This is a genomic window from Streptomyces sp. NPDC046925 (assembly GCF_040644915.1).
GTDB lineage: Bacteria > Actinomycetota > Actinomycetes > Streptomycetales > Streptomycetaceae > Streptomyces.
This window is the reverse complement of the sequence record NZ_JBEYWZ010000003.1, coordinates 805,812-827,392: the sequence shown is the minus strand read 5'-3', so window position 1 is coordinate 827,392 and position 21,581 is coordinate 805,812. Positions and strand designations below refer to the sequence as shown.

Annotated in this window: 18 protein-coding genes and 3 tRNA genes; 11 read left to right on the top strand and 10 right to left on the bottom strand. The window is 71.5% G+C overall.

What is annotated here, in order from left to right; genetic code table 11:
• Positions 1-73 precede the first annotated feature (73 nt).
• Together cutA and ABZ906_RS16960 are read left to right on the top strand one after the other, a co-directional pair.
• Positions 74-430 (top strand): divalent-cation tolerance protein CutA, encoded by a 357-nt coding sequence (gene cutA / locus ABZ906_RS16965; protein WP_361382710.1) that lies wholly within the window; start codon positions 74-76, stop codon positions 428-430.
• Positions 430-864: a gamma-glutamylcyclotransferase family protein gene (locus ABZ906_RS16960; protein ID WP_361382707.1), complete on the top strand. Its 435-nt coding sequence runs from the start codon at positions 430-432 to the stop codon at positions 862-864. The genes cutA and ABZ906_RS16960 overlap by 1 nt, the downstream gene beginning before the upstream one ends.
• 102 nt (positions 865-966) lie before the next feature.
• Here the strand turns inward: ABZ906_RS16960 and ABZ906_RS16955 are convergent, their stop codons facing one another.
• Positions 967-3,117 (bottom strand): molybdopterin oxidoreductase family protein, encoded by a 2,151-nt coding sequence (locus ABZ906_RS16955; protein WP_361382704.1) that lies wholly within the window; start codon positions 3,115-3,117, stop codon positions 967-969.
• A gap of 195 nt (positions 3,118-3,312) precedes the next feature.
• Positions 3,313-3,924 carry an ElyC/SanA/YdcF family protein gene (locus ABZ906_RS16950; protein ID WP_361189731.1) on the bottom strand — a complete coding sequence of 204 codons (612 nt, stop codon included), beginning with the start codon at positions 3,922-3,924 and terminating at the stop codon, positions 3,313-3,315.
• A 307-nt stretch (positions 3,925-4,231) separates the two neighbouring features.
• Here ABZ906_RS16950 and ABZ906_RS16945 point away from each other — a divergent pair, with 307 nt between their 5' ends.
• From ABZ906_RS16945 to ABZ906_RS16925, 5 genes are all read left to right on the top strand, one after another.
• Positions 4,232-5,122, top strand: a complete 891-nt coding sequence (locus ABZ906_RS16945) for a sirohydrochlorin chelatase (RefSeq protein WP_361382701.1) — start codon at positions 4,232-4,234, stop codon at positions 5,120-5,122.
• Positions 5,123-5,189: 67 nt separating this feature from the next.
• Positions 5,190-6,503, top strand: coding sequence for a deoxyguanosinetriphosphate triphosphohydrolase (locus ABZ906_RS16940; RefSeq protein WP_361382698.1), 1,314 nt, complete (start codon positions 5,190-5,192; stop codon positions 6,501-6,503).
• A 129-nt stretch (positions 6,504-6,632) separates the two neighbouring features.
• On the top strand, positions 6,633-7,895 hold the full coding sequence (locus tag ABZ906_RS16935) for an FAD-dependent oxidoreductase (RefSeq protein ID WP_361382695.1): 1,263 nt from the start codon (positions 6,633-6,635) through the stop codon (positions 7,893-7,895).
• Positions 7,896-7,939: 44 nt separating this feature from the next.
• Positions 7,940-9,853 carry a DNA primase gene (gene dnaG / locus ABZ906_RS16930; RefSeq protein ID WP_361189350.1) on the top strand — a complete coding sequence of 638 codons (1,914 nt, stop codon included), beginning with the start codon at positions 7,940-7,942 and terminating at the stop codon, positions 9,851-9,853.
• 118 nt (positions 9,854-9,971) lie between these two features.
• Complete coding sequence (locus ABZ906_RS16925; RefSeq protein WP_361382692.1) at positions 9,972-11,297, top strand: RNA polymerase sigma factor; 1,326 nt, start codon at positions 9,972-9,974, stop codon at positions 11,295-11,297.
• Positions 11,298-11,315: 18 nt separating this feature from the next.
• Here ABZ906_RS16925 and ABZ906_RS16920 read toward each other — a convergent pair whose 3' ends face one another.
• From ABZ906_RS16920 to ABZ906_RS16905, 4 genes are all read right to left on the bottom strand, one after another.
• Entirely contained in the window at positions 11,316-13,238 is a 1,923-nt protein-coding gene (locus tag ABZ906_RS16920) for an ABC transporter ATP-binding protein (protein ID WP_361189357.1), read from the bottom strand.
• Positions 13,238-14,971, bottom strand: coding sequence for an ABC transporter ATP-binding protein (locus tag ABZ906_RS16915; RefSeq protein ID WP_361382689.1), 1,734 nt, complete (start codon positions 14,969-14,971; stop codon positions 13,238-13,240). Before ABZ906_RS16915 ends, ABZ906_RS16920 begins: the two co-directional genes overlap by 1 nt.
• Positions 14,972-15,168: 197 nt before the next feature.
• On the bottom strand, positions 15,169-16,605 hold the full coding sequence (locus ABZ906_RS16910; RefSeq protein WP_361189362.1) for an FGGY family carbohydrate kinase: 1,437 nt from the start codon (positions 16,603-16,605) through the stop codon (positions 15,169-15,171).
• A gap of 62 nt (positions 16,606-16,667) precedes the next feature.
• Positions 16,668-16,970, bottom strand: coding sequence for a YtxH domain-containing protein (locus ABZ906_RS16905; protein ID WP_361189364.1), 303 nt, complete (start codon positions 16,968-16,970; stop codon positions 16,668-16,670).
• Between the two features lie 180 nt (positions 16,971-17,150).
• Between ABZ906_RS16905 and ABZ906_RS16900 the strand changes: the two genes are divergently transcribed.
• The 3 genes from ABZ906_RS16900 to ABZ906_RS16890 all read left to right on the top strand — a co-directional run bounded on the left by ABZ906_RS16900 (position 17,151) and on the right by ABZ906_RS16890 (position 17,551).
• Positions 17,151-17,223, top strand: a tRNA-Asn gene (locus ABZ906_RS16900).
• 5 nt (positions 17,224-17,228) lie between these two features.
• Positions 17,229-17,301 (top strand) — tRNA-Asn (locus ABZ906_RS16895).
• Between the two features lie 176 nt (positions 17,302-17,477).
• Positions 17,478-17,551 (top strand) — tRNA-Ile (locus ABZ906_RS16890).
• 167 nt (positions 17,552-17,718) lie between these two features.
• On the opposite strand, the gene ABZ906_RS16885 is transcribed toward ABZ906_RS16890, so the two are convergent.
• On the bottom strand, positions 17,719-18,120 hold the full coding sequence (locus tag ABZ906_RS16885) for a nitroreductase family deazaflavin-dependent oxidoreductase (RefSeq protein WP_361189366.1): 402 nt from the start codon (positions 18,118-18,120) through the stop codon (positions 17,719-17,721).
• Between the two features lie 217 nt (positions 18,121-18,337).
• On the opposite strand from ABZ906_RS16885, the gene ABZ906_RS16880 reads away from it, so the two are divergent.
• Positions 18,338-18,571, top strand: a complete 234-nt coding sequence (locus tag ABZ906_RS16880; protein WP_361189369.1) for a hypothetical protein — start codon at positions 18,338-18,340, stop codon at positions 18,569-18,571.
• A gap of 61 nt (positions 18,572-18,632) precedes the next feature.
• Here the strand turns inward: ABZ906_RS16880 and ABZ906_RS16875 are convergent, their stop codons facing one another.
• From ABZ906_RS16875 to ABZ906_RS16865, 3 genes are read right to left on the bottom strand one after another with little or no spacing between them, the layout of a single operon-like run.
• Entirely contained in the window at positions 18,633-20,225 is a 1,593-nt protein-coding gene (locus tag ABZ906_RS16875; RefSeq protein ID WP_361382686.1) for a GAF domain-containing protein, read from the bottom strand.
• Positions 20,222-20,488 (bottom strand): hypothetical protein, encoded by a 267-nt coding sequence (locus ABZ906_RS16870; protein WP_361189373.1) that lies wholly within the window; start codon positions 20,486-20,488, stop codon positions 20,222-20,224. Before ABZ906_RS16870 ends, ABZ906_RS16875 begins: the two co-directional genes overlap by 4 nt.
• 50 nt (positions 20,489-20,538) lie before the next feature.
• Entirely contained in the window at positions 20,539-21,576 is a 1,038-nt protein-coding gene (locus ABZ906_RS16865) for a rod shape-determining protein (protein ID WP_361189375.1), read from the bottom strand.
• Positions 21,577-21,581 lie beyond the last annotated feature (5 nt).

The window sequence follows — 21,581 nt, the reverse complement described above, 5'->3', positions numbered from 1 at the left end:
GGTTCGGGACCTTCGACCAGGCCGGTGTCCCCTGCCGGGCCGAAGCGGCTTCCGGCCCGGTGACAATCGGTGCATGACGTCGACGAACGAAGCCGGATCCCGGTTCGGGCAGGCCGTGGTGCTCACCGTGCTGACCACGACCGATGCCGCACAGAAGGCACAGGACCTCGCGAGCGGCGCGGTGGCGGCACGTGTCGCCGCCTGCGCGCAGATCGCGGGGCCCGTCGTGTCCGTGTACCGGTGGGAGGGCGCCGTCGAGACCGCGCAGGAGTGGCAGGTGCTGTTCAAGACGACCGCCGGGCGGTACGACGCCCTTGAGGCCTGGCTGACCGAGGCCCACGACTACGACACCCCCGAGATCATCGCGACGCCGGTCGTACGGGGGAGCGCGGCGTACCTGGAGTGGGTGGAGCAGGAGACGGCCGAGTGATGTCGCGGGGGGTCCGGCTGCCGTTCTTCGTGTACGGGACGCTGCGGCCGGGGGAGCCTAACCACGGCGCCTATCTGCGGGGCCGCTCGGCGGCGGAAGCGCCCGCCCGGCTCACGGGGGCGGTCCTCTACGAGGGGCCCGGTTACCCGTACCTGGTGGAGGACCCCGGGGGCGGCCAGGTGCGCGGCGAGCTGATCACCGCCCTGCCGTCCGCGTACGAACGGCTCCTCGCCGATCTCGACGTACTGGAGGTCTGCGCACCGGGCGACCCCCGCAATCTGTACGACCGCGTGGTGCGCGAGGTGACCCTCCTGGACGGGGCGGCGGCGCGCGCGTGGGTGTACGTGGCGGCGCCGCGGGTGGCGGCGCGACTGCGGGCCTCGGGGGCGGTGATCGGGGGAGGCGACTGGGCGTCGTTCCGGGCGCGGGGGTGAGGGGGCGGCGGTGAGGGGAGGGCGGAGGGGCGGCGGTTAGTGGGCGGGCGGGGGTGGCGGGATCTCGTACGGCTACGGCTACGGCTACGGGTGCGACTGCGTCTACGGCTTCGTGAGCTGGGCCCGCTCCAGCCGCACCGCGCACACCTTGAACTCCGGCATCCGTGACACCGGGTCAAGTGCCGGATTGGTGAGGGAGTTGGCTCGGCCCTCGCCCGGCCAGTGGAACGGCATGAAGACCGTGTCGGCGCGGATCGCGCTCGTGATCCGCGCGGGGGCGACGGCCCGCCCCCGGCGCGACACGACGCTCACCGGCTCGCCCTCCCCGACCTCGAGCCGTGCGGCGAGCCGCGGATGCAGCTCCACGAACGGGCCGGGGGCGGCGGAGTTGAGCTCGTCGACGCGGCGCGTCTGCGCCCCCGACTGATACTGCGCGAGGACCCGCCCCGTGGTCAGAAGCACCGGATACCCCGCGTCCGGCTCCTCACCGGCATCCCGATGCACCACCGGCACGAACCGCGCCCGCCCGTCCTCGGTGGCGAACCGCTCGAGGAAGAGGCGGGGAGTACCGGGATGCACGACACCCGCCGCGCCCGCGCCCACGTCAGCGCCCGCGCCCACGTCAGCGCCCGCGACTTCGTCCCCGGGGCACGGCCAGAAGACGCCCTCCCCGTTGCCCTCCCGCAGGCGTGCGTACGAGATCCCCGAGTAGTCCGCCGCTCCGCCCGCGCTGGCGCGGCGCAGTTCGTCGAAGACCTCCTCCGGGTCCGTCGGGAAGCCCTTCTCGTGGCCGAGGTGCGCGGCGAGGCCGTGGAGTACGTCCAGATCGCTGCGTACCCCGGCAGGCGCGCTCAGTGCCCGGCGGCGCAGCAGCACCCGCCCCTCCAGGTTCGTCACCGTTCCCGTCTCCTCGGCCCACTGCGTCACCGGCAGCACGACATCCGCCAGTCGCGCCGTCTCGGAGAGCACGACGTCGGCCACCGCGAGGAAGTCGAGCGAGCGCAGCCGCTCCTCCACGTGCGCGGCGCGCGGCGCCGACACGACCGGGTTGGAGCCCATCAGGAGCAGGGCCTTGATGTCCCCGCCGAGCGCGTCGAGCAGTTCGTACGCGGACCGGCCGGGGCCGGGGAGCGAGTCGGGGTCGACGCCCCACACCCGCGCCACGTGCGCCCGCGCCGCGGGGTCCGTCAGCTTGCGGTAGCCGGGCAACTGGTCGGCCTTCTGGCCGTGTTCCCGGCCGCCCTGGCCGTTGCCCTGCCCGGTCAGGCAGCCGTATCCGGCGAGCGGGCGGCCCGCGTTGCCCGTCGCGAGGCAGAGGTTGATCCACGCGCCCACCGTGTCCGTGCCCTTGGACTGCTGCTCGGGCCCGCGCGCGGTGAGCACCATCGCGGCCTCGGCGTCGCAGAACATCCGCATCGCGTCCCGCAGTTGCGGCACGGGCACCCCGCTGATCCGCTCCACGTACTCCGGCCAGTGCGCCATCACCCCCGCCCGCGCCTCGCCCCAGCCGCTCGTCCGCTCCTCGATGAACGCCTCGTCCGTCCGCCCCTCGGCCACCACCAGGTGCAGCAGCCCGAGCGCGAGAGCGAGGTCCGTGCCGGGGCGCGGCGCGAGATGGAGGTCGGCCTGCTCGGCGGTGCGGGTCCTGCGCGGGTCGACGACGATCAGCTTCCCGCCGTTCTCCTTCAGTTCCGTCAGATACCGCAGCGCGGGCGGCATCGTCTCGGCGAGGTTCGACCCGACGAGGATCACGCACCCGGTGCGCGGGATGTCCTCCAGCGGGAACGGCAGACCCCGGTCGAGCCCGAAGGCACGCTGCCCCGCCGCTGCCGCCGACGACATGCAGAACCGGCCGTTGTAGTCGATCTGCGACGTGCCGAGCGCCACCCGCGCGAACTTCCCCAGGGCGTACGCCTTCTCGTTGGTCAGACCCCCGCCGCCGAACACCCCGCAGGCATCCGCGCCATGCTCCCCGCGCGTGCGCGAAAGGCCCTCGGCGACGCGGGCGACGGCCTCCTCCCAGGTGGCCGGTTCGAGCCGGCCCGTGGCGTGGGATCGGACGAGTGGCTCGGTCAGGCGCACCCGGGAGGAGAGCACGGCGGGTGCGGTGCGGCCCTTGCCGCACAGCGCGCCCCTGTTCACGGGGAATTGCGGACGCTCCACGACCTCCACCCCGCCGGGGCCGCCGGCCAGGCTCATCCCGCATTGCAGCGCGCAGTACGGACAGTGGGTCGGTGTCGCCTCGGTGTGCATGCGGTCCAGCGTCCGCCGAGCGTGTTACGCGCCCCGACGCGATCGCGTTACACACGCGGTAAGCCGACCTCAGCGAGCCCCATACCCCGCTGTGAGCCCCTTCAGGGGCGCGGGGAACTGCGCGAGGACGGACCACGACCCGCACCCGGCCGATGAGCGAAAGCAGGCAGACGCAACCCCGCTCAAGGCCCGGGATCAGCGAGGTGCGGCCAGCGCCCGGTCCACGCCCGGCTCCCGGGGGCCGAGGAAGCGCGGATCCGGTTGAAACGCCGAGTCCAACGCCGCCTTGCCCGCCGCGAAGACCTCCCTCGCGCCGCCGTAGTACCAGGTCGCGTCGTGTTTGGCGTCGACCCCGACGCCGTACGACGTGACGCCCGCCGCGCGGCAGAGCGCGACGGCCCTGCGTATGTGGAAGCCCTGGCTGATCAGCACCGCCCGGTCGACGCCGAACACCTTCTTCGCGCGCACGCAGCTGTCCCAGGTGTCGAAGCCCGCGTAGTCACTGACGATCCGCCGCCCCGGCACGCCGCGCTCGGTCAGATAGGCGCGCATGGCGTCCGGTTCGTCATACTCCTCGCGGCTGTTGTCGCCGGTGACGAGCACGACCTGTATCCGCCCCGCCTCGTACAGCTCGGCGGCCGCGTCGAGGCGGTGCGCCAGATAGGGCGACGGCTCGCCGTTCCACAGACCGGCGCCGAAGACGACCGCGACCCGGGCGCGCGGCACGTCGGCCGTCGTGTGCAGCCGCCCCTCCGTCGTCACGAACAGCCAGGTCGCGGGCAGCAGCGCGAGGACGCAGACGGCCATGAAGGCCTGCACGGCCCGCCGCTGTCCCCGACGCGTACGCGGCAGCCGCAGGCCGCGCAGCCCGGCCACACACCTACTGGTCAGGCCCCGCAGGCGGGACGGCTCCCGCGCCCCCGACCGCCGCATCCATCCCGGCAGCTCCATTCCGTTCCCCCGTGCACCGATGCCGGATCCCCCCGATCCGATCTCTGCGCACAACGGTAAGCGACCGCACTGACAACGCCGCGTTCGCGCCGGTGAGCCAGGCCGAAAGGACCCGTCACCGGCGCGCAACGCGACCGAAACGCGGCCCGGCCATCCTCGGTCCATGACGCCGTCGAACCCTCTTCGCGACGAGTCCGGCAACACCCCTCTCGAAAGTACGGCGCAAATCATGGACCGGATCACCAGCCAGCTCGGCAGCCAGCTGAACCTCGTCTCCCTGCACGGCAGACGCCGCACCGAACAACCCGCCGCCCCGGCGCCTGCCCTCGTCGTGGTCGCCCACGGCAGCCGTGACCCGCGCGCGCTCGCCACCGTCACGGCGCTCCTGGACCGGGTCCGTGAGCTGCGGCCGGGACTCGCCGTGCGCCCGGGCCACATCGAGCTGAACGAGCCGCTGCTCACCGACACCCTCGCCGCGGAGAGGGGTTCCGCGGTCCTCGTGCCGCTGCTGCTCGCCCGCGGCTACCACGTCAAGCACGACATCCCCGGCGCCGCCGCGGACGCTCCGCATCTCGACACGCGGATCGCCGCCCCGCTCGGCCCGCACCCCCTGCTCGTCGAGGCGCTGCACGACCGGCTCCTCGAAGCGGGCTGGCCGACCCGGCCCGACCGGCGCACCGACGCGGTGGTCCTGGCCGCCGCGGGTTCCCGCGACCCGGACTCCGCCACGGACACCCGGCGCACGGCGGACCTCCTCGCCCAGCGGCTCGGCGTACCGGTGGTGCCCGCGTACGCCACCCCGACCGACGCCTCCGCGCCCGGCGTGCCCGACGCGGTGCGTGCCCTCGCCGCCCGTGGCCGCCACCGCACCGCCGTGGCCTCGTACTTCACGGCACCCGGCCGCTTCGCCACCCAGTGCGCCGACGCCGCGCCCTGGATCGCGTCGGCCCCGCTCGGCGCCCACCCGGCCATGGCCCGCCTCCTCCTGCACCGCTACGACCGGGCCCGCGCGACCGCCCCGCAGGCTCCGCCCCGTCAGCTCGCCTCCGCCTGACGGCCACTGACGGCCACGGAGGGCCCCTGAAGCCCTCTTTGTCACTGCTTGCGTTTACTGTCGGTGCATGGAAGGCACTGCATCGAACGCGTACGGCGCTGAGGCGGCCTATGACGAGGCCGCCGTCGAGCGATGGGCCGCCGAGCCGGACAAACGGCCGGGGCGCACCGCCTTTCAGCGGGACCGCGCGCGCGTTCTGCACTCCGCCGCGCTGCGCCGCCTCGCCGGAAAGACCCAGGTGGTCACCCCCGGCACGCGCAGCAACGAGGCGTGGGACGCCAGCGCACGGACCCGTCTGACGCACTCCCTGGAGTGCGCCCAGGTCGGCCGCGAGCTCGGCGCCGCCCTCGGCTGCGACCCCGACCTGGTGGAGACCGCGTGCCTCTCCCACGACATGGGCCACCCGCCCTTCGGGCACAACGGCGAGCAGGCGCTGAACGAAGTCGCGGAGAGCTGCGGCGGCTTCGAGGGAAACGCCCAGTCCCTGCGCCTCCTGACCCGTATCGAACCGAAGCGCTTCGTCACGCACGAGGACACGGGCGAACTCGTCAGCGTGGGCCTCAATCTGACCCGCGCCGCCCTGGACGCCGCCACCAAGTACCCCTGGCCGCGCGGCGCCCACCCCACCGACCCCGAGTCCCCCAAGTTCGGCGTCTACGAGGACGACCGGCCGGTCTTCGACTGGGTCCGCAAGGAGGCGCCGGGCCGCCGCACGTGCTTCGAGGCCCAGGTCATGGACTGGTCGGACGACGTCGCGTACTCGGTGCACGACATGGAGGACGGCCTGCACGCCGGGCACATCGATCCGAACGTGCTGCACGCCGAGCCCGAGCGCCGGGACATCTTCGCCGTGGCCATAGGGCGCTACGTACCGGCGGACACCGACCCCGAGGAGCTGTCCGAGGCCCTCGACCGCCTCCTGGACCAGGAGTGGTGGCCGCACGGGTACGACGGCTCGGCGGTCGCCCAGGGCCGCCTGAAGGACGCGACGAGCCAGCTCATCGGCCACTTCTGCCTGGCGGCCGAGACCGCCACCCGCCTGCGGTACGGCAAGGGCCCCCTGACGCGGTACGCCGCCGAACTCGTCGTGCCGCGCGAGGCCCGCCACGAGTGCGCGGTCCTCAAGGCCGTCGCCGACCGTTACGTGATGCAGCGCCCCGCCCAGGAGCGGCTGCGCGCGGACCAGCGGATCGTCGTCGCCGAACTGGCTCAGGCGCTCACGGCCCGCGCCCCCGAAGGGCTCGACCCGCAGTTCCGCGCGCTGTACGACACGGCGTCCGACGACCGTGCGGCGCTGCGCGTGGTCGTCGACCAGATCGCGTCGCTCACGGACGCCGCCGCGCGCTCCCTGCACGCGCGGCTCACGGCAAGACACCCCTGACATATGCGAAATGAGCCGTTCGACCACGGGGCGTGACGAAAACTGGCCGGATCGGTTCGCAACCCCTTCCCCCATCACGCTCCGTGCGGGACGCTCCCCCCTGACGGCAAGGCTTTGAGGAGGCATCAAGTGGTCGACGCGGATCAGACGTTCGTCATTGTCGGAGGAGGTCTCGCGGGCGCGAAAGCGGCCGAGACACTCCGGTCCGAGGGCTTCACCGGCCGGGTGATCCTCATCGGCGACGAACGCGATCACCCGTACGAGCGCCCACCCTTGTCGAAGGGGTATCTCCTGGGCAAGGAGGAGCGCGACACCGTCTTCGTCCACGAACCCGCCTGGTACGCGCAGGCGGACGTGGAGCTGCATCTCGGCCAGACCGTCGTCTCCATCGACCGCGCGGCCAAGGCCGTCCGCCTCGGTGACAGCGCCGTCATCCACTACGACAAGCTCCTCCTGGCCACCGGCGCCGAGCCGCGCCGCCTCGACGTCCCCGGCACCGGCCTTGCGGGCGTGCACCACCTGCGCCGTCTCGCGCACGCCGACCGGCTGCGGCAGGTTCTCGCCAGTCTCGGCCGGGACAACGGCCATCTGGTGATCGCCGGAGCGGGCTGGATCGGCCTGGAGATCGCCGCCGCCGCGCGGGAGTACGGCGCGGAGGTCACCGTCGTCGAGCCCGAGCCCACCCCGCTGCACGCGGTGCTCGGCCCCGAGCTCGGCCAGATGTTCGCCGACCTGCACGCCGAGCACGGCGTGCGTTTCCACTTCGGCGCCAGACTCACCGAGATCGCGGGCCAGGACGGCATGGTCCTGGCCGCCCGCACGGACGACGGCGAGGAGCACCCGGCGCACGACGTGCTCGCCGCGATCGGCGCCGCCCCGCGCACCTCGCTCGCCGAGTCCGCCGGTCTGGAGATCGCGGAGCGGGCGCACGGCGGCGGTGTCGTGGTCGACGCCTCCCTGCGGACCTCGGACCCGGACATCTTCGCGGCGGGCGACGTGGCCGCCGTCCACCACCCGCTCTTCGACACGAGTCTGCGCGTGGAGCACTGGGCGAACGCCCTGAACGGCGGCCCGGCCGCGGCCCGCGCGATGCTCGGCAAGGACGTGACGTACGACCGGGTGCCCTACTTCTTCTCCGACCAGTACGACGTGGGCCTGGAGTACTCGGGCTGGGCGCCGCCGGGTTCGTACGACCAGGTCGTGGTCCGGGGCGATGCCGGCAAGCGCGAGTTCGTCGCCTTCTGGCTGAGCGAGGGACGCGTCCTCGCCGGGATGAACGTGAATGTGTGGGACGTCACGGACACCATCCAGAAGCTGATCAGCACGGGGGCACGACCGCCCGCCGAGTCCCTCTCCGACCCGTCCGTCCCCCTGGAGTCGCTGCTCGGGTGACGGGGCAGGGCGGGAGTGTCCTAGCCGGGTCGTAGTATTCCAACGTGGCTGGAAGGATCAATGACGAGGACGTGAAGGCGGTTCGGGACGCGGTCCCGATCGACGCCGTGGTCTCCGACTACCTCCAGCTGCGGAACGCGGGCGGAGGCAACCTCAAGGGCCTGTGCCCCTTCCACGACGAGAAGTCACCGTCCTTCCAGGTCAGCCCGGGCAAGGGTCTCTTCCACTGCTTCGGCTGCCAGGAAGGCGGCGACACGATCGCCTTCGTGATGAAGATCGACCACCTCACCTTCTCGGAGACGGTCGAGCGCCTCGCCTCCCAGGCGGGCATCACCCTTCGCTACGAAGAGGGCGGGTACAACCCGTCGAGCCAGCGCGGCGAGCGCATCCGCCTGGTCGAGGCCCACAAGATCGCCGCGCAGTTCTACGTCGACCAGCTGGAGAGCCCCGAAGCCGAGATCGGCCGGAAGTTCCTGGCCGAGCGCGGCTTCGACCAGGCAGCGGCGGCGCACTTCGGCGTCGGCTACAGCCCGGCGGGCTGGGACCACCTCACCCGGTTCCTGCGCGGCAAGGGCTTCACCGACAAGGAGCTCATCCTCTCCGGCATCTCCCAGGAGGGCCGCCGCGGCCCCATCGACCGCTTCCGCGGCAGGCTGATGTGGCCGATCCGCGACATCAGCGGCGAGGTCGTCGGCTTCGGCGCCCGCAAGCTGCGCGAGGACGACAACGGCCCGAAGTACCTGAACACCCCCGAGACGCCGATCTACAAGAAGGGCCAGGTGCTCTACGGAGTCGATCTGGCCAAGAAGGAGATCGCCAAGACCTCCCGCGCGGTCGTCGTCGAGGGCTACACGGACGTCATGGCCTGCCATCTCGCCGGTGTCACCACCGCCATCGCGACCTGCGGCACCGCCTTCGGCGGCGACCACATCAAGATCCTGCGCCGCCTCCTGATGGACAACGGCTCGGCGCGGGTGATCTTCACCTTCGACGGTGACGCGGCAGGCCAGAAGGCCGCCCTGCGCGCCTTCGAGGACGACCAGAAGTTCGCCGCCGAGACGTACATCGCGATCGCGCCCGAGGGCATGGACCCCTGCGAGCTGCGCCTGGCCAAGGGGGACGCGGCGGTCGCCGACCTCGTCGAACCCCGTACGCCGCTCTTCGAGTTCGCGCTGCGCCAGATCGTCGGCCGGTACGACCTGGAGACCCCCGCGGGCCGCGCCGCCGCCCTGGACGAGGCCGCGCCGGTCGTCGCCCGCATCAAGAACAGCGGCGCACAGCACGAAGTGGCCGTACAGCTCGCCGGGATGCTCGGCATCATGGACACCCAGTTCGTGGTCAAGCGCGTCGCCCAGCTGGCGCGCTGGGCCCGCGACCGGGGCGGCAGGGGCCCGGCCCCCCAGCAGGGCCCGCCCCGCGGCCAGCAGTACGCTCCCTCCGCGCCGGCTGTGCCCTCAGGGCCCTCCGGCCCGGCGCTCACGCTCCGCAGCCCCGCGCACCGCACCGAGCGCGAGCTGCTCAAGCTGGCCCTCCAGCGCCCGGAGCTGGTCTCCCCGGCGTTCGACGCGTATGGCGCGGACGAGTTCACCGCCCCGCCGTACGCTGCGGTGCGCCGGTGCGTCGAGGAGGCCGGCGGCGCGGAAGCGGGCATCCCCGAGCCGCAGACCTACCTCGCCCGCGTCCTGGACGCGGCTCCCGACGACACGGTCCGCGCCATGGTCACCGAGCTGGCCGTCGAGGCCATCCTGCGCAGATCGGTGGACGAGATCTACGCGGGCATGCAGCTCGTCCAGGTCAGGCTGCGCGCCGTCGACCGCCGTATCCGTGACGTCCAGGGCAGTCTGACCCGCCTGAGCGCCCAGGGTGATGCCGCCCAACTGGCCGCCGTACAGAACGAGTTGTGGGTCCTCCAGCAGTACGGCAGGGCGCTTCGCGAGCGCGGCGCCGACGCTCTCTGAGGTTCACGGAGCGCGGGTCTGGTTACCCGCCGGGTAACCACGCGGTTACGGACCGGACTCAAAAAGTCCCCGCACGCCCCTCGTGGCGGCCGTGTGTCGTGCCCCACACTGGGTTGCGGTGCCTGAGTCCTCGGAGCGCGGCCGGCCCGCAGACAGCGGATGCGGATCCGGTGAACCCGCGATTCCACACATCGTGTTCGGGACGGACAGCGGCGAGGCCGTGGAAGCCGATCCCGCTGTACCGCTGCCGCACGCCTCAGCAGCGATCATCATGGAGGTCGCCCCCGTGCAGACCCAGACCCTCACCCAGACCGAGACCGCCGTTGCCGCGGAAGCGGAGGCGGAGGCGGATACGGACGTCATCGCGGCCGTGCCCCCACAGAGCCGCGCCGCACGGCACCCGGAAGCGGGGCCCGAAAGCCCCGAAGCGGAGGCGGCCCCCGACCCGCGGGACGCCCCGGAGGCGCTCGAACCGGAGAGCGGCGCGCTCCCGCTGCCTCCCGCGGCCCCTCGTAGCCGCGCCGACACCGGCGGCCCCTCGTCCGACCTGTTCCGGCAGTATCTGCGCGAGATAGGCCGGATTCCGCTGCTCACGGCCGCGGAGGAAGTGGAACTCGCCCGCGGTGTCGAGGCCGGTCTCTTCGCCGAGGAGAGGCTGCGCCTTTCCACCGACCTGGACTCGCAACTCGCCCTGGACCTCGACAAGTTGGTCGTCATGGGCCGGATGGCCAAGCGCCGTCTGATCGAGGCCAACCTCCGCCTGGTCGTCTCCGTCGCCAAGCGGTACGTCGGGCGCGGACTGACCATGCTCGACCTCGTCCAGGAGGGAAACCTGGGCCTGATCAGGGCCGTCGAGAAGTTCGACTACGCACGCGGCTACAAGTTCTCCACGTACGCCACCTGGTGGATCCGCCAGGCGATGTCACGGGCCCTCGCCGACCAGGCCCGCACCATCCGCGTGCCCGTGCACGTCGTCGAGCTGATCAACCGCGTCGTCCGCGTCCAGCGCCGCATGCTCCAGGAGCGGGGCTACGAACCGACCCCCGAAGAGGTCGCCGCCCAGCTCGACCTGCCGCACGAGCGCGTCAGCGAAGTCCTGCGGCTCGCCCAGGAACCGGTGTCGCTGCACGCGCCGGTGGGCGAGGAGGACGACGTCGCGCTCGGCGACCTCATCGAGGACGGCGACGCGACGAGCCCCGTCGAATCGGCGGCCTTCCTGCTGCTTCGCGAACACCTGGAGGCGGTGCTCTCCACGCTCGGCGAGCGCGAACGCAAGGTGGTCCAGCTGCGCTACGGCCTCGCGGACGGCAGGCCCCGCACCCTGGAGGAGATCGGCCGGATCTTCGGCGTGACACGCGAACGCATCCGCCAGATCGAGTCCAAGACCCTCAACAAGCTGCGGGACCACGCCTTCGCGGACCAGCTGCGGGGCTATCTAGACTGAGCCCCGGACCCGACGGCGCTAGTCGACCTCGGCCACGGCCTCCGCGAACTGGGCCTTGTACAGCCGCTGATAGGCCCCGCCCGCGGCCAGCAGGTCGTCATGCGTGCCCTGCTCCACGATCGCGCCGTCCTCCATCACCAGGATGGTGTCCGCGTCCCGGATCGTGGAGAGCCGGTGGGCGATGACGAACGAGGTCCGCCCGTGGGCGAGCCGCGACATGGCCTTCTGGATGAGCACCTCGGTGCGGGTGTCGACCGAACTCGTCGCCTCGTCGAGGACCAGGATCACCGGATCGGAGAGGAACGCCCGCGCGATCGTGATCAGCTGCTTCTCGCCCGCGCTCACCCCCGTGCCCTCGTCGTCGATCACCGTGTCGTAGCCGTCGGGCAGCGTGCGGCAGAAGCGGTCGGCGTGGGCCGCCCGCGCCGCCTCCTCGATCTCCTCGCGGGTGACGTCCTTGGGCGCCCCGTACGCGATGTTCTCCGCGATGGTGCCGCCGAACAGCCAGGTGTCCTGGAGGACCATGCCGATGCCGGACCGCAGTTCGTCGCGCGACATCTTCGCGATGTCGACCCCGTCGAGGGTGATGCGCCCGCCGGTCACCTCGTAGAACCGCATGAGGAGATTGACCAGCGTGGTCTTGCCCGCGCCGGTCGGTCCGACGATCGCCACCGTGTGGCCCGGCTCGACCTTCAGGGACAGGTCCTCGATGAGCGGCTTGTCCTTCTCGTAGCGGAAGGAGACCTGCTCCATCTCGACCCGGCCGCGCAACTGGTCGGGACGCGCCCCCGGCACCGGGTCCGCCTCCTGCTCCTCCGCGTCGAGCAGCTCGAAGATCCGCTCGGCCGACGCGACACCGGACTGCACCAGGTTCGCCATCGAGGCGACCTGCGTGAGCGGCATCGAGAACTGCCGCGAGTACTGGATGAAGGCCTGTACGTCACCGATCGACAGGGCGCCTGAAGCGACCCGCAGGCCGCCCACCACGGCCACGAGCACGTAGTTGATGTTCGACATGAAGAACATGAGCGGCTGCATGGCCCCGCTGTTGAACTGCGCCTTGAACCCTGCCTCGTACAGCGCGTCGTTCTGCTCGGCGAAGGCCTTGGCCGACTCCTCCTGGCGCCCGAAGACCTTCACCAGGTTGTGCCCGGTGTACATCTCCTCGATGTGCGCGTTGAGCTTGCCGGTGGTCTTCCACTGCTGCACGAACTGCGGCTGCGACCGCTTGCCCACCTTCGTCGCCACGAAGAACGACAGCGGCACGGTGACGAGCGCCACCAGGGCGAGCAGCGGCGAGACGTAGAACATCATGATCAGTACGCCGACGATGGTGAGCAGCGAGTTCACCAGCTGGCCCATGGTCTGCTGGAGGGTCTGGCCGATGTTGTCGAGGTCGTTCGTCGCCCGGCTGAGCACCTCGCCGCGCTGCCGCTTGTCGAAGTACGAGAGCGGAAGCCGCGACAGCTTCTCCTGGACGGCGCCGCGCATGTGGAAGACGGTCTTGTTGATGGCGCGGTTCGAGAGCCGCGTCGCCACCGCCATCAGCAGTCCCGCGATCAGGAACACGCCGAGGGCAAGCAGCAGGACCTCGCCCATGGCGCCGAAGTCGATGCCCTCGCCCGGCGTGAAATCGACCCCGGAGAGCATGTCGGCCATGCCGCCGTCGCCCTTGTCGCGCAGGCCCTCGATGGCCTGGTCCTTGGTGATGCCCGCCGGCATGTCACGGCCGACGATGCCCGCGAAGAGCAGGTCGGTCGCCTTGCCGAGGATCTTGGGGCCGAGCACGCTGAGCGCCACGCTGAGCACTCCGGCCGCGAGCATCCCGTACATCGTGGTGCGTTCCGGCTTGAACTGCGCCAGGAGCCGTTTGCCGGATCCCTTGAAGTCCATCGACCGGGAGTCCGGCCCCATCATCTGTCCGCCGCCCGGACCGGCCATTACGCGGCCTCCGCTTCCGTCAGCTGGGAGAGCACGATCTCCCGGTAGGTCTCATTGCTCTCCATCAACTCGTGATGGCGTCCTGTTCCCACGACCCGGCCCTCGTCGAGGACGATGATGCGGTCCGCGTCGCGGATCGTCGCCACGCGCTGGGCGACGATCACGACGGTCGCCTCGGCGGTCTCGCGGCCGAGCGCGGCGCGCAGGGCGGCGTCGGTCGCGTAGTCCAGGGCCGAGAACGAGTCGTCGAAGAGGTAGATCTCGGGGCGCTGCACCAGGGTCCGCGCGATCGCGAGCCGCTGCCGCTGACCGCCGGAGACGTTCGTGCCGCCCTGCGAGATGGGCGCGTTCAGGCCTTCTTCGAGGCCTTCGACGAACCCCTTGGCCTGGGCGACCTCCAGCGCGTGCCAGAGCTCCTCGTCCGTGGCGTCCGGGTTTCCGTAGCGCAGGTTGGTGGCGACCGTGCCCGCGAAGAGGTACGGCTTCTGCGGCACCAGGCTCACGGTCTTCGCGAGCAGCGCGGGCTCGACGGTGTGCACCGGCACGCCGCCCACCAGGACCTCGCCCTCGGTGGTGTCGATGAGCCGCGGCACGAGGCTGAGCAGCGTCGACTTGCCGCTGCCGGTGGACCCGATCACGGCGGTCGTCTCGCCGGGCCGCGCGACCAGGTCGACGGCCTTGATGACGGGCTCCTCGGCGCCGGGGTAGCGGAAGCCCGCGCCGCGGATCTCCAGATGGCCGTGGCTGCGCAGCTCCGTCACGGGGGAGACCGGGGGCACCACGCTGCTCTCGGTGTCCAGGACCTCCTCGATGCGCTCGGCGCAGACCTCGGCGCGCGGCACCATCATGAACATGAAGGTGGCCATCATCACGGACATCACGATCTGCATCAGATACGCGAGGAACGCGGTGAGCGCCCCGATCTGCATGCCGCCGCTGTCGATGCGGTGCGCGCCGAACCACACCACGGCGATCGACGAGAGGTTCACGACGGTCATGACGATCGGGAACATCAGTGCGAGCAGCTTGCCGGTGCCGAGCGAGACGTCGGTCAACCGGGAGTTGGCCTCGCGGAAACGGTCCTTCTCGTAGTCGTCGCGGACGAAGGCGCGGATCACGCGGTTGCCGGTGATCTGCTCGCGCAGCACGCGGTTCACGGTGTCCAGGCGCTCCTGCATGGTGCGGAAGAGCGGCCTCAGGCGCTTGACGATCAGGCTCACGCTGATCGCGAGGACGGGCACGACCGCGACCAGGACACCCGAGAGGGGTACGTCGAGACCGAGGGCCATGATGATGCCGCCGACGCACATGATCGGCGCCGACACCATCAGCGTGAACGACATCAGGACCAGCATCTGCACCTGCTGGACGTCGTTGGTCGTCCGGGTGATCAGGGACGGCGCCCCGAAGTGCCCCAACTCGCGGGCGGAGAACGACTGCACGCGGTCGAAGACGGCGGCCCGGACGTCGCGGCCGAGGGCGGACGCGGTACGGGCTCCGTAGTAGACGGCGCCGACGTTGCAGACCACCTGGGCGACGGTGACGGCGATCATGATGCCGCCGAACGAGAGGATGTAGCCCGTGTCGCCCTTCACGACACCCTGGTCGATGATGTCGGCGTTCAGCGTGGGCAGGTAGAGCGAGGCGCAGGTCTGCAGGAACTGCAGCAGCACCAGCAGGGCGATGGGTTTCTTGTACGGACCCAGGTGGGCCCGTAGGAGTCGTATGAGCACGGAGTCTCTTCGAGAGGCGGGGTTTCTGGCGTGGGCGCCTCCATACTCAGGTACCGCACCCCGGCGTGCGCAACCGATTAAGCCATGACCCGGTAAAAATATGGGCTGGGTCAAGAAGCGGGTTTGTCGCTGCGGCTCTCTTGTGGCTGAGCGCGCAGTTCCCCGCGCCCCTGAGGGGCGCCCCTGACGGGCGCCCCTCAGTAGCCGCCGATCTCCAATGCCCCCGGATGCGTCTGTTCCCGTACCGTCCGGTACTGCTGGCGGACCGCCTGGCCCACGGCGTGCTCCTCGCCCGGCTCGAAGACCTGCGCGGACGCTCCCTGCCAGTAAGGCAACTGGCCGTTCAGCGCCCAGGCGGCCTGGCGTGCCGCGCCGATCGCCGCGTAGTCCGCGGGCTGCGGCACCACGACCTGCGTGCCGAACAGCATCGGCGCCGCCGCCTGCACCGCGGGCAGCTCGGCCGCCGCGCCGAGCAGGAACACCCGGCGCACCTCCACGCCCCGCCCCCGCAGCACGTCCAGCGCGTCGCCGAGCCCGCACAGCATGCCCTCGAACGCGGCCCGCGCCAGATGCTCGGGCCGCATCGACTCACGCCGGAGGCCGGTCAGCGTGCCCGCGGCGTGCGGCAGATTCGGCGTCTTCTCGCCCTCCAGATACGGCAGGAGCACGAGCCCGTGCGCACCCGGCGTCGACTTCATGGCCAGCTCGGAGAGCGCTTCGAGGTCGGCCGCCCCGAGCATCTCGGCGGCGCCGCGCAGCACGCGCACCGCGTTCAGCGTATGCACCACCGGCAGATGCATGCCGGTGGCGTCCGCGAGCGAGGTGATCGTCCCGCTCGGGTCGACCAGGGCCTCGTGGTGCACCGCCATCACGGACCCCGAGGCCCCCAACGACACCACCGCGTCACCCTGTTGCACCCCCAGCCCGAACGCCGCCGCCATCGTCTCGCCGGTCCCCGCCGAGATCAGCAGCCCCTCGGGCGTCGTCCCCGCGGCCTCCGCGGGGCCTATCACCTCGGGCAGCATCGCCTGGTGGCCGAGCGCGAGATCGACGAGATCGGGTCGGTACTGGCTGGTCGCCGCCGACCAGTAACCGGTCCCGGAGGCGCCGCCGCGGTCGGTCGTACGCCGTGCGGGCCTGCCGAGCAGCTGCCACACCAGCCAGTCGTGCGCCTGCATGAGGGCGGCGACGCGCTGCGCGGCCTCCGGCTCGGTCTTCGCCAGCCAGCGCAGCTTCGTCACGGGGTGGGCGGCCTGCGGGACGCATCCCACGGCCTGCGCCCAGGCCTCGCGGCTGCCGAGGCCGTCGATCAGGTCGGCGGCGGCGACCTGCGCCCGCCGGTCGTTGCCGACGAGCGCGGGCCGCACCGTGTTGCCGTGCTGGTCGAGGGGGACGACCGCGTTCTGCTGGGCGGATACGCCGATGGCCTGCACGCCTTCGAGGAGGCCGCCGCCCGCCGCTTCGCCCAGAGACAGCAGCCAGGCCTGCGGATCGACGTCCGAGGGCCGCCCGCCCTCCGGGTTCTCCGTCGGATGCGGGGCATAGCCCTGCTTGAGTACGGCACCCGTGTCCGCGTCACAGACCACGATGCGAGTGAAATCGGGCGAACTGTCCAACCCTGCGACTATCCCCATGCCACGAATTCTGCCGCACCGCGCGACGTGTCCCGCACCTCAGCTCCCGGGAATCGTCCCGGCTAGGTGTTGCTGGTGCCCCAGTCGTCCTCGCCGCCGCCCTGCCCGCGCTCGCGCAGCGACCGCACCCGGTCGCTCACCGAGTCGGGAACCCGGTCCCCCACCTTCTCGGACACGGAGTGGAAGGCCTTGCCCGCCACGTCGCGGCCCTGCTGGGTCGCGGACTCGACGGTGTTGCGCACGGCCGGGTTCTGCGCGATCTCCCGGGCGGACTTCTTCAGCTTCTCGTAGCGCTCGCGGCCGGCCCGGGTACCGAGCACGTACCCGAGAGCCAGACCCGCCACGAATGTGAGCCGGTAGCGCATGTCTGCCACCCTTCCCTTACGTCGGCGTCGAGCGTCTGTTCGCTCGTCGGCTGCTCTGCGTCGGCGGTGGGGGATACCGATTGGCGGAGCACCCCCCTGCTTGCGCTAATGTATGTGTCGCAGCGACCGCCCGCCGCCTGGAGAGTTCCCAGGCAGCTGCGTTCGATGCAAACGAGACGATCCCCTGTAGCTCAATTGGCAGAGCAGCCGGCTGTTAACCGGCAGGTTACTGGTTCGAGTCCAGTCGGGGGAGCTCGGTCTCCTGTAGCTCAATTGGCAGAGCAGCCGGCTGTTAACCGGCAGGTTACTGGTTCGAGTCCAGTCGGGAGAGCAAGTGAGATGGGCCCTTGAGATTCACCTCAGGGGTCCATTTTCATGCCTGGTGGAACCATGTGGGCAGCGCTGCAGTCCTCATGGTCGAGCGATGCCGACCATCCGAAGCAGGAGATCGTATGAGCGGCTATGCTGCGGCAGACGGCGCGCACAAATGTGCGCGACGCGCCGTTAGGGGCGGTAGCTCAGCCGGTTAGAGCAGCGGACTCATAATCCGTCGGCCGTGGGTTCGAGTCCCACCCGCCCCACTCAAGCGCTGGGGCGCAGGAACGATTCCACCTGCGTCAACAGTGCAAACCTCCCGGCCGTGCTCTTTGCGGTGACATGCGGGGACACGCACAGCACGGGACAAGCGGTGGCTCCGCCGATCGGCGCGGGGTGCCACCGCGTCCCGCCGCTTCTTGCGGCCCGGCCCTCAGACACGCTCCAGGACCACGACCGGGATCGACCGGTCGGTCTTGGTCTGGTACTCGTCATAGGCGGGCCACGTCGCGGCCATCGTCCGCCACATACCCGGCTTCTCGTCCGGGGTCGCGGTGCGGGCGCGGGCGGTGAAGCGATCGCCCTTGATCTGCACCTGCACCTCCGGGTCCGCCTCCAGGTTCCGGAACCACAGGGGCGGGGTGTCGGCCCCGCCGTTCGAGGCCACCACGAGCACCGCGTCACCGTGCGGCCGGTAGATCAGCGGGGTGCTGCGCTGCTCGCCGCTCTTGCGGCCGGTGGTGGTGAGGATGAGCACCGTGGTGCCCTGCCAGTCGTGGCCTTCCTCGCCGTCGGTCTCGACGTAGCGCTTGACGTGCTCCTTGCCGAACAGCATCTGCTCTCTCCTTCGTGTCCTCGCGGGCGCGCGCCGGGCCTGCCCGGCGTCATGGCAACCCTGCGCTTTCCCGGCTGCCGGGCGTCGAATCGACGCGCCCGGCAGGGAGTGAGCTTCAGGTCCGGGATCCGGGGAACCAGGGCGTCATGAAGATATTGATCGTCCTGGTGGTCGTCGGCCTTGCCGCCGCCTGGTACCTGCAGTCGCGGAAGCGCCGGTGAACGCGCACGACGGACGTGCGTCCGCCGCGCCGGTGACCGTGCACCCCCCGGTCGGCACGGGCGGCCGCCGGATCACGGTCCGCGGAGAGATCCTCGGCCTCGCGCACTCCGACGCCGATGTCGTCGCGTTCCTGCGGGATACCGGCCTGCGGGGCGCGGAGGGGCTGCTCGACGATCCGTCCTGGGTGAAGTGGCGGGGCGGGGACGCGCATCACTACGAGGCGGCCTGAGCCGGTCACCCGAATCGGCGTACGCCTGCCCGGTCGTTCAGAGAGGCGCCCGCCCGGTTGTTCAGAGAGGCGCCTGCCACGTCGTCGTCGTGCCGGGGCCCGCGCCGTCCGTCGTGCCGTCGTCGTACACCGTCAGGCGTACCGCCGTCCGGCCGTCCGGGAGTGTCGCCCTGGCGTCCACCGCCACCTCGATGCGGGTCACGTCGGGGCGGCGTGACGCGGTGGCCAGGGCGCGGCGCAGGGCGGCGAGGAGATGGCCCGCCGCCGGCTCCGTGACGCGGGTGTCGACGGCGCCGGAGAAGTGCACCGAGGGCTGCACGCCGACGACCGCGGCCGCGCCCGCCGTCTCGCGCAGCACCTTGCCGCGGAACGTGGTGGGGGCGTCGGCGGGCGGCTGCTGGAGCGCGAAGATCGCCGTACGGACTTCCTGGATGGTGGACTCCAGCTCGTCCACGGCCTGCTCGAGGGTGGACTCGACCTGCGGCGATCGGTCCCTGCGCCGGGTGGACTCCAGCATCATGCCGGTGGCGAAGAGCCGCTGCACCACGAGGTCGTGCAGGTCGCGGGCGATACGGTCGCGGTCCTCGAACACCGCGAGGCGCTGCCTGCTCTGCTGGGCGTCCGCCAGGACGAGGGCCAGGGCGGCCTGCGAGGCGAACTGCGTGGCCAGCAGGCGCTCCACCGAGGTGTAGGCCCGCTCGCCCCTGCGGCGGGGCAGCGCGAGCGTCCCGATGAGCCGTCCGCCGGCCTGCAGCGGCAGCATCAGGCTGGGCCCGAAGTTGGTCCGCACGTGGGTGGTCATCCGGGGGTCGGTCGCGGAGTCCTCGATGAACACCGGCTCACCACCGAGCAGTTGTTCGAGGACCGCGCTGCCGGGTTCGATGGTGGTGCCGATGAGGTCGTTCTGGAGGTGGTGGGAGGGGGCCGTGCTCGGCGGATCGTCGGTGTCCTCCGCCGTCGCCGCCGCCACGATCCGCATGCCGCCCTGTTCCGTGGGCTGCAGGATCACCCCGGCGGAGGCGTTGGCGAGGATGCGGGCCTTCTCGGCGACCGTCATCAGGGCGTCGGACGCCGGTTCGCCGGTGAGCAGCGCCGTGGTGACCGCCGCGGCCCCGTCGATCCAGCGCTCGCGCTGCCTCGCCGCCTCGTACAGACGGGCGTTGCCGATCGCGATGCCCGCCTGGCTCGCCAGGACACGGAGCAGTTGCAGGTCCTCGTCGGTGAAGCGGCCCCCGCGCTTCTCGGTGAGGTAGAGATTGCCGAACGCCTCGTCGTGGACGTGCACGGGAACGCCCAGGAAGCTGTGCATCTCCGGGTGCCCCGGCGGCACGCCGCACGAGCGCGGGTCCGCCGTCAGGTCGTCCAGGATGAGCGGCCGGGGCTCGCGGATCAGGGTGCCCAGGAGGCCCGACTGGCCGTCGGGCAGCGGGCCGATGCGCTCCCGCTCGGCCTCGGTCAGGCCCGCCGTGAACAGATCGGTCAGCTTGCCGTGCCCGGGGTCGATGACGCCGAGCGCGCCGTACCGCGCCCCGGTCAGCTCGGCCGCGCTCTCCACGATGTGCTGCAGCGTGGTGTGCAGTTCGAGGTCCGAGCCGACGCCGAGCACCGCGTCCAGGAGCGGCACGAGGGGCAGGGGCAGGTCGGTGCCGCTCATCGCGCGGCGCCCGCCGGGTTGCCCGCGGCCCCGCCGCGCCGCGCCTTCCTGACCAGGCCCAGCAGCGAGACCACCATCCACGCGCCCTCCAGAAGCAGAAACCCCCATTGCCTTTCGTAGAGAGCATCACCCGCCGTGAGCCCTGACCCGGTGAAGTTCAGCCAGAGGTAGGACCAGGTGCCCGTGCCGAGCCTGCCCGCCTGGGCCAGGACGAAGGCGAGCAGGATCAGCGCGGAGCCGACCAACTGCACGGTCATCGACATACGGGCACTCCTCCGCGGGAGGTGCTGAGATCAGCGGGGGAGGGCCGCGATCAGCCGGACAGCGGGTTGAGGGCCAGCGGCTGGATCTTGCCCTCCAGCATCGCCCCGAGCCCCATCACGGCGCACACGTCGGGCCGCTCGGCGATCTCCACCGGCATCCCGGTCGCGTCCCGCAGCATCTGGTCGAGCCCCGGAAGCAGCGCGCTGCCGCCGACCATCATGATCCCGCGATCGGCCAGGTCGGCCACCAGGTCCGGCGGGCAGTCCCGCAGCACCTTGCCGATGCCGTCGAGCACGGCGGTGAGCGGCGTGTGGATCGCCTCGCGGACGGCGGCGGTGTCCACGTGCACCGAGCGGGCAAGGCCCGTGGCGACGTCGCGGCCGTGGATCTCGGTCGACTCGGGCCCCTGCGACGTGAGGCCGTTGCCGCGCAGGGCGAGCTGAAGGGGACGTACCGACTGGCTCGGCAGCATCAGTTCGTGGTGGTGGCGCAGGTGCTGGACGATCGCGTGATCGATGGCCTCACCGCCGACCGGGATCCGCTGGGCGGTGACGATCGACCCGAGCGACAACACCGCGACCTGCGTGGTCGCGGCCCCGCACACCAGGATCATGGTCGCTTCCGGCTGCTCCACGGGCAGCCCGCAGCCGACGGCCGCCGCGATGAGCGTGTCCACGAGCTCGACCCTGCGCGCCCCGAGCCCGACCATCGTCTCCACGGCGGCGCGGCGCGCCAGCGGGTCCGCGTCGTGCGGCGTGCAGGCGGCGGCACGCAGCCGCGGCTTGCGGCGCAGATTGCGGCGGAGCTTCTCGCCGATGAGGTGGCGCAGCATGCGCTGGGCCATCTCGATGTCGACGACGGTGCCGCCGGATACCGGCCGTACGACGCGGATATAGCCCGGCGTGCGACCCGTCATCTGCTCGGCGAACCGGCCGACCGCGATGAGCGCGCCCGTCCGTGTGTTCACGGCGGCGGCGCTCGGCTCGTCGACGACGAGACCCGCGCCCTTCACGAACACCCGGGTCCTCGCGGCACCCAGGTCGACGGCGATGTGGCAGCGGCGCAACTGCTCCAGACTGACGGTCATGGCAG

What these genes read in the sequence shown, in the direction of transcription:
- cutA (WP_361382710.1), top strand. Translation starts at nt 74, where the DNA reads ATGACGTCGACGAACGAAGCCGGATCCCGGTTCGGGCAGGCCGTGGTG.
- ABZ906_RS16960 (WP_361382707.1), top strand. Translation starts at nt 430, where the DNA reads ATGTCGCGGGGGGTCCGGCTGCCGTTCTTCGTGTACGGGACGCTGCGG.
- ABZ906_RS16955 (WP_361382704.1), bottom strand. Translation starts at nt 3,117, where the DNA reads ATGCACACCGAGGCGACACCGACCCACTGTCCGTACTGCGCGCTGCAA.
- ABZ906_RS16950 (WP_361189731.1), bottom strand. Translation starts at nt 3,924, where the DNA reads ATGGCCGTCTGCGTCCTCGCGCTGCTGCCCGCGACCTGGCTGTTCGTG.
- ABZ906_RS16945 (WP_361382701.1), top strand. Translation starts at nt 4,232, where the DNA reads ATGACGCCGTCGAACCCTCTTCGCGACGAGTCCGGCAACACCCCTCTC.
- ABZ906_RS16940 (WP_361382698.1), top strand. Translation starts at nt 5,190, where the DNA reads ATGGAAGGCACTGCATCGAACGCGTACGGCGCTGAGGCGGCCTATGAC.
- ABZ906_RS16920 (WP_361189357.1), bottom strand. Translation starts at nt 13,238, where the DNA reads ATGGCCGGTCCGGGCGGCGGACAGATGATGGGGCCGGACTCCCGGTCG.
- ABZ906_RS16910 (WP_361189362.1), bottom strand. Translation starts at nt 16,605, where the DNA reads ATGGGGATAGTCGCAGGGTTGGACAGTTCGCCCGATTTCACTCGCATC.
- ABZ906_RS16905 (WP_361189364.1), bottom strand. Translation starts at nt 16,970, where the DNA reads ATGCGCTACCGGCTCACATTCGTGGCGGGTCTGGCTCTCGGGTACGTG.
- ABZ906_RS16885 (WP_361189366.1), bottom strand. Translation starts at nt 18,120, where the DNA reads ATGCTGTTCGGCAAGGAGCACGTCAAGCGCTACGTCGAGACCGACGGC.
- ABZ906_RS16875 (WP_361382686.1), bottom strand. Translation starts at nt 20,225, where the DNA reads ATGAGCGGCACCGACCTGCCCCTGCCCCTCGTGCCGCTCCTGGACGCG.
- ABZ906_RS16870 (WP_361189373.1), bottom strand. Translation starts at nt 20,488, where the DNA reads ATGTCGATGACCGTGCAGTTGGTCGGCTCCGCGCTGATCCTGCTCGCC.
- ABZ906_RS16865 (WP_361189375.1), bottom strand. Translation starts at nt 21,576, where the DNA reads ATGACCGTCAGTCTGGAGCAGTTGCGCCGCTGCCACATCGCCGTCGAC.